Annotated in this window: 7 protein-coding genes; 3 read left to right on the forward strand and 4 right to left on the reverse strand. The window is 70.5% G+C overall.

The features are described from left to right. A partial coding sequence (gene pepN / locus ACI379_RS15815; protein WP_439793073.1) for an aminopeptidase N occupies positions 1-1836 on the forward strand: 1836 nt, incomplete at its 5' end. A gap of 72 nt (positions 1837-1908) precedes the next feature. On the opposite strand, the gene ACI379_RS15820 is transcribed toward pepN, so the two are convergent. Together ACI379_RS15820 and ACI379_RS15825 are read right to left on the reverse strand one after the other, a co-directional pair. After that, a complete protein-coding gene (locus tag ACI379_RS15820) occupies positions 1909-2277 on the reverse strand; it encodes a DUF5130 family protein (RefSeq protein WP_439793074.1) in 369 nt (122 codons plus the stop codon). Continuing rightward, positions 2264-2605 carry a hypothetical protein gene (locus ACI379_RS15825; RefSeq protein WP_439793075.1) on the reverse strand — a complete coding sequence of 114 codons (342 nt, stop codon included), beginning with the start codon at positions 2603-2605 and terminating at the stop codon, positions 2264-2266. Before ACI379_RS15825 ends, ACI379_RS15820 begins: the two co-directional genes overlap by 14 nt. 176 nt (positions 2606-2781) lie before the next feature. On the opposite strand from ACI379_RS15825, the gene ACI379_RS15830 reads away from it, so the two are divergent. Continuing rightward, positions 2782-3783, forward strand: coding sequence for a mechanosensitive ion channel family protein (locus ACI379_RS15830; protein WP_439793077.1), 1002 nt, complete (start codon positions 2782-2784; stop codon positions 3781-3783). Positions 3784-3834: 51 nt separating this feature from the next. On the opposite strand, the gene ACI379_RS15835 is transcribed toward ACI379_RS15830, so the two are convergent. Continuing rightward, a complete protein-coding gene (locus tag ACI379_RS15835; protein ID WP_439793078.1) occupies positions 3835-4260 on the reverse strand; it encodes an OsmC family peroxiredoxin in 426 nt (141 codons plus the stop codon). Positions 4261-4349: 89 nt separating this feature from the next. Between ACI379_RS15835 and ACI379_RS15840 the strand changes: the two genes are divergently transcribed. Further along, positions 4350-4724 (forward strand): globin, encoded by a 375-nt coding sequence (locus tag ACI379_RS15840; RefSeq protein ID WP_439793079.1) that lies wholly within the window; start codon positions 4350-4352, stop codon positions 4722-4724. On the opposite strand, the gene ACI379_RS15845 is transcribed toward ACI379_RS15840, so the two are convergent. Continuing rightward, on the reverse strand, positions 4708-5589 hold the full coding sequence (locus ACI379_RS15845; RefSeq protein ID WP_439793080.1) for an acyl-CoA thioesterase: 882 nt from the start codon (positions 5587-5589) through the stop codon (positions 4708-4710). The two genes, ACI379_RS15840 and ACI379_RS15845, sit on opposite strands and share 17 nt — an antisense overlap. Between the last annotated feature and the right edge of the window lie 255 nt (positions 5590-5844).

Consider the following 5844-nt stretch of genomic DNA (forward strand, 5'->3'; position numbering starts at 1 on the left):
TTCTTCGAGGAGCAGTTCGACTTCCCGTACCCGTTCGGCAAGTACGACCAGCTCTACGTGCCGGAGTACAACATGGGCGCGATGGAGAACGCCGGCGCGGTGACCCTGCGCGACGAGTACCTCCCCCGTTCGCGCCAGCCCCGCTCGTTCTACGAGTTCCGCACCTCGGTGATCACCCACGAGATGGCGCACATGTGGTTCGGCAACCTGGTCACCATGCGCTGGTGGGACGACCTGTGGCTCAACGAGTCGTTCGCCGAGTGGGCCTGCTACTGGTGCGAGGCCGAGGCCACCGAGTTCACCGACGCGTGGACCGGCTTCGCCAACGCCCGCAAGCAGACCGGCTACCGCGCCGACCAGCTGCCCTCCACGCACCCCATCGCGGCCGACAACGTCGACCTCGAGGCCGTCGAGGTCAACTTCGACATGATCACGTACGCCAAGGGCGCCTCGGTGCTCAAGCAGCTCGTCGCCTGGGTGGGCCTGGAGCCCTTCCTGGCCGGCCTGCGCCAGTACTTCAAGGACCACGCGTTCGACAACGCGACCTTCGACGACCTGCTGGCCGCGCTCGAGAAGTCCTCGGGCCGCGAGCTCAAGGGCTGGGCGGCCGAGTGGCTGCAGACCGCGGGCGTCAACACGCTCCGTCCTGAGTTCTCTCTCGACGAGGCGGGCAACTACTCGTCCTTCAGCGTCGAGCAGAGCGCCCACCCGGACTGGCCGACGCTGCGTCGCCACCGCCTCGGCATCGGCCTCTACGACGCCGTCACCGCCGAGGACGGCACCGAGAAGCTGGTCCGCCGCGACTACCTCGAGGTCGACGTCGAGGGCGCCTCCACCGCCGTCGAGGCGCTGGTCGGCGTCCAGCAGCCCGCGCTGCTGCTGCTCAACGACGAGGACCACGCGTACGCGAAGATCCGCCTCGACGACCGGTCGCTGGCGACCGTCGTGGCGGGCCTGTCCAAGCTGGAGGACTCGCTCCCCCGCGCCCTGGTGTGGGGTGCGGCCTGGGACATGACCCGGGACGCCGAGATGGCCTCGCGCGACTTCGTCCGCCTGGTGCTGGCCAACATCGGCTCCGAGACCGACGCCTGGGGCGTCACCCGGATCCCGGCCATGGCGGCGACCGCCGTCAACTACTACTCCGACCCCGCGAGCCGCGACTCGCTCAAGCAGGAGTGGGAGTCGGGCCTGCGTCGACTGATCGACGGCGCCGAGCCGGGCAGCGACCACCAGCTCACCTTCGTGCGCCAGTGGGCCGCGACCGCGCGCAGCGAGGCCGGTCTCGACGAGGTGGCCGGTCTGCTGGACGGCACGGTCACCTTCGACGGTCTCGCCGTCGACCAGGAGATGCGCTGGGGCCTGCTGACCGCGCTGGCCGCCAAGGGCCGCGTCGGCGCCGCTGAGATCGACGCCGAGCTGGCCCGGGACAACACCATCTCCGGCCAGGAGCAGGCGGCCGCTGCCCGCGTCGCCCAGCCCACCGTGGAGGCGAAGGAGGCTGGCTGGAAGGCCGTCCTCGACCCGGAGACCCCCAACGAGACGGCACGCGAGACCGTCTTCTCGATGCACCGCTTCGGGCAGGAGGACGTCACCGCCGGCTACGTCGCCAAGTACCTCGACGCCGCCGAGCACGTCATGGACACCCTCGGGTTCCACAAGGGCTCCACCGTCCTGGAGTACGGCTTCCCCAAGCAGCTCGGCGACAGCGAGGTGCTCGCACACCTCGACACCTGGCTGGCGACCTCCCCGGCGCCCAAGAGCGCCAAGCGGTACGTCACCGAGGCCCGCGCGGACCTGGCCCGCGCCCTGGACGCCCAGGCGCGCGACGCGGTCTGATCCGGACCGGTACGGCGAAGGCCCCCTGCACCGCGAGGTGCAGGGGGCCTTCGTACGTCGTGGGTGCTGGTCTCAGCTGCGGCGGGCGTGCTCGGCGAGCAGGTCGATCCCCCGCACCAGACCGGTCGCGTAGTTGCCGTGCGAGAGGTCGTCAGCCATGGCCCTGACCGCGAGCTCGACCTCGGCGTCGGAGATGTTGCGCCGGACCTCGCCCCCGGTGACCACCTCGATGGCGCGGGCGGTCGGGTCGACCATGATCAGGACGCTGCGGGACGGTGCGACCAGACGGTTGTGCAGCTGCGTCGCGAACGGACGGGACTCCGTCCCCTCGACCGGGCCGAGGTAGACGGAGAACTCGAAGCGGGAGGTCTGCTCGGCGCGACGGATGGCCGCGTCCAGGACCAGGCGCTCCTGTGCGGAGAGCAGGTCAGAACTGGCCACTTGCTCCACCCGCGTGGGACTCGGCGCCGTCGGGGGCCGGAAGCTCCTCGGTGCCCTGACGCGGGCCGCCGATCCACTCGCCCTCGGCCGGCTGCTGGGCCGCGAGGACCTTCTCGCCGCGCGCGAGCGCGGGTGCGGCGGCGATGAGCGCCACCACGACGAAGAGGATGAGCGGGCCGCCCGCGAGGATGAAGAGGTAGTGCAGCGGGTCCACCTTGGCGGGGTCGCTCCAGCCCTCGGGGACGCCGGCGTGGGCCGGGGCCGCCATCAGCGCGACGGCGGGAACGGTCAGCAGGGCGAAGGAGCGCGCAGCACGGCGCACGAGCATGGCAGGCCTCTCGAGCGGGGTCACAGAAGAAGGATAGCCCGGAGCGGGCCGAAGCCATGCCCCGGTGTCCGTTGTCAGCTCCTCCACCTCGCCGCCGTGCCGGGGCGGGGCTGTGACCCCGGCCCGTCCACGGATCCGGTGCCGCTCCTTGGAGCCGGTTGGCAATACTGGCGCCCATGCCTTTCCTGTCTCTGTCCGGCTCCTGCGACGAGGGCGCCAACGTCTGCGAGTGGACGCTCGAGGCGACGGGCAACCAGCAGCTCGCCAACCTGGCCGACTGGCTGGTCGGCAAACCGCTGGCGCTGGCCGGTCTGGCCCTCTTCGGCCTCGTCGTGCGGTGGCTGCTGCACAAGCTGATCGACAGGATCGTCAGCAGCGCGGAGACGCCGATGTCCGAGCGGATGGCGCGCGGCACCGTCGCGGAGAAGCTGGGCGGCAAGTTTCCCGACTCCCCCGGCGGCACCCGGCGGGTGCAGCGCGCCCAGACGATCGGGTCGCTGTTGAAGTCCATCGTCTCGGGCGTCGTGGCCGCGATCGTGCTGACCATGATGCTCAGCGAGCTCGGGGCCAACATCGGTCCGATCATCGCCTCGGCCGGCATCCTGGGCGTGGCCCTCGGCTTCGGCGCCCAGAGCCTCGTCAAGGACTTCCTGTCGGGCATCTTCATGATCTTCGAAGACCAGTACGGCGTCGGCGACATGGTCGACCTGGGCACCACGTCCGGCACGGTGGAGGCGGTCTCGCTGCGGGTGACGCGGCTGCGCGACGTCAACGGCACGGTCTGGTACGTCCGCAACGGCGAGATCCTGCGCGTGGGCAACAAGAGCCAGAACTGGGCGCGTACCGTCCTGGACGTCTCGGTCCCCTTCGGCGAGGACCTGGTCAAGGTGCGCCGGGTGCTGGGTGAGGTCGCCGGCGACCTGTGGCGCGACGACGACTGGTCCGGGCTCGTGATCGAGCAGCCGGAGGTCCTGGGCGTCCAGGCGTTCGACAGCAACGGCGTCGTCGTACGGGTGACGATGAAGACGGCGCCGTCGGAGCAGTTCCGCATCGGCCGCGCACTCCGCGAACGCGTGATCGCGCGCTTCGACCACGAGGGCATCGAGATGTTCACCACACCGCGCGTCTCGGCGGCAGCGGCCGACGACGGCGAGGGCCCGGTCCCCCACGAGGAGTGAGTGACGGCCCGCCCCGTTCAAGGACGGGCCGTCGTCGGGTGGTGGCTGTGGTCAGGCGAGCGCGGCGTCCAGCGTGATGGTGGTGCCGGCGAGCGCCTGCGAGACGGGGCACCCCTCCTTCGCCGCGGTGGCGAGCTGGACGAACGTGTCGTTGTCGATGCCCTCGACGACGCCGCGCACCGTCAGCTTGATGCCGGTGATGCCGGTGCCGGGGGTGAACTCGACGTCGGCGGTGGTGGTCAGCGAGGTGGCCGGGGTGTCGTTCTTGGCGAGGCCGTTGGAGAAGGCCATCGAGAAGCACGACGAGTGCGCGGCGGCGATCAGCTCCTCGGGGCTGGTCCTGCCGTTGGCCTCCTCGGCGCGCGAGGGCCAGCTGACGTCGTACGTGCCAAGACCGGAGGACTCCAGGGTCACCTTGCCGGCGCCCTCGAACAGCGTGCCTTCCCAGATGGTGGTTGCCTTGCGGGTGGTGGGCATGGGTGCTCCTCGGTGAGATCGGACGGGTCGGCTACGAGTCTTCCACGCCCGCCTGACCGGGCCCACCAGTCGATCGGCACAATGGGGACGTGAGCACGTTCTACGAGGAGATCGGCGGCGAGGCGACGATCCGCGCCGTCGTCCACCACTTCTACGCAGGTGTGGCCACCGACCCGCTGCTGCGCCCCATGTACCCCGAGGAGGACCTCGGTCCCGCCGAGGAGCGGTTCGTGCTGTTCCTCATGCAGTACTGGGGCGGGCCCACGACGTACTCCGACGAGCGCGGCCACCCGCGGCTGCGGATGCGGCACGCACCGTTCGCCGTGACCCCGGCGGCGGCGGGGCGCTGGCTGCACCACTTCCGGGCGGGGCTCGACGCCGTCGACCTGACGCCCGAGCAGGACGCCCAGTTCTGGGACTACGTGACCCACGCCGCCCAGTTCATGGTCAACTCGCCGGAGTGACCCGCTCCGGCCCGAGGATCTCCCCCAGCGCCTCGCGGTAGTTGGACGGGATCTCGACGGGACGCCCCGTCTCCGCGGAGACCGCCACGCCGACGACCTGACCGCGGGCGAGCACACGGTCGCCGTCCAGCATGAGGCTGTCGTAGACCATCGACGTGCGCCCGACCCGGCTCACCCAGCTCGGGCAGGCGTACGGCTCGGACCGGTAGGTGGCCTGGCCGAGGTAGTCGATGCGGGTGCGGGCGACCACCAGGTGCAGTCCCCGGGCGTGCAGCCCGGCACCCAGCTCACGCATCAGCTTGATCCGGCTCTCCTGGAAGTACTCGAAGTACTTCACGTTGTTGACGTGGTTGTAGCCGTCGACGTCGGAGAAGCGGACCGCCACCTCGTAGTCCGTGCCCGGCATGGCGACCAGCGGGTCGGCCGGCAGGGCCTCCAGCGTCTCGCCGGGCTCCAGCAGCGTGCTGAGCGCCGCGCGCTCGTCGGCGTCGAGACGCCTCGGACGCTGGCTCGTGAAGTCGAACGGCGCCAGGACCGAACGGGCGCGGACGTGCACGTCCCGCTCGCCGGCGTCGGTGAGCGAGAAGATCTCGTAGTCGACCGTGAACGAGGCGGCCCGGATCTCGGAGATCCAGCACTCGACCGCGACGGGCGCGAACCCGAAGTGGAGGGAGGACTGGTACGACACCTCGTGCCGCACCACGATGATGCCGGTGGCCGGGTCGGCCGACCGGGTGCTCGGGGCGTGCGTACGGAGCAGGTCGACGCGCGCCTCCTGCAGGTAGTCGGCGTACAGGACGTTGTTGACGTGACCGAGCAGGTCCTGGTCGGCCCATCGGAGCTGGCAGTGGTAGAGGTGGCGCACCGGCTGATCGTCCCATCCCCCGTGGCCACCGGCCGCTCCGCCCGTCCCGCACGGTCATGAGCAACCCCACACTGGAACGCGTTCCACCTCCGAGTGGGTGGGACTATCGTGAGCCAGAAGTGCGCCAGCCAGTCAGGCTGACCTCACACGTCGTCCCCTCAGAACCGGAGTCTCCATGCCCGAGGCAGTGATCGTTTCCGCAGCCCGTTCCCCCATCGGCCGCGCCTTCAAGGGGTCGTTGAAGGACATGCGTCC

This window comes from Nocardioides sp., from assembly GCF_051876515.1.
Lineage (GTDB): Bacteria > Actinomycetota > Actinomycetes > Propionibacteriales > Nocardioidaceae > Nocardioides.

Excerpts from the sequence above, each read along its gene's own strand:
- ACI379_RS15825 (WP_439793075.1), bottom strand. The coding sequence starts at position 2,605 with ATGCTCGTGCGCCGTGCTGCGCGCTCCTTCGCCCTGCTGACCGTTCCC.
- ACI379_RS15830 (WP_439793077.1), top strand. The coding sequence starts at position 2,782 with ATGCCTTTCCTGTCTCTGTCCGGCTCCTGCGACGAGGGCGCCAACGTC.
- ACI379_RS15835 (WP_439793078.1), bottom strand. The coding sequence starts at position 4,260 with ATGCCCACCACCCGCAAGGCAACCACCATCTGGGAAGGCACGCTGTTC.